1 protein-coding gene is annotated in these 271 nt (G+C 59.4%); it reads left to right on the top strand.

The features are described from left to right. Nucleotides 1-55: 55 nt before the first annotated feature. Nucleotides 56-271, top strand: a 216-nt coding sequence (locus ACODJP_RS14065) for a hypothetical protein (protein WP_422482562.1), incomplete at its 3' end; no start/stop codon positions are given.

Below are 271 nucleotides of genomic sequence, written 5' to 3'. Positions count from 1 at the left end.
CAAAAACGAAAAAAAGAGAAATCAAGAATCTTGCAGAAGCTGAAGCAGTGCAGCCATGGCAAACATGATCATGGCCTCTTCCAGAGCTCTAATCACCGCCTCCGCCGCCCCCAAACCCAAACCCCAATCCCCCATTTTCTCTCTCCCCAAGCTCTCCCTCCCCAAACTCAAACCCCAGCAGCTCCCCCTCCTCGGCGCCGCCGCCACCTTCACCCTCGCCCACGCGCCACCGTCCCTCGCCGCCGACATCGAGAAAGCCGCCCTCTTCGAC

The sequence above is a fragment of the Pleomorphochaeta sp. DL1XJH-081 genome (genome assembly GCF_049310885.1).
Classification (GTDB): Bacteria; Spirochaetota; Spirochaetia; order Sphaerochaetales; family Sphaerochaetaceae; genus CAYZJV01.
This window is presented reverse-complemented; position numbering and strand designations above follow the sequence as displayed.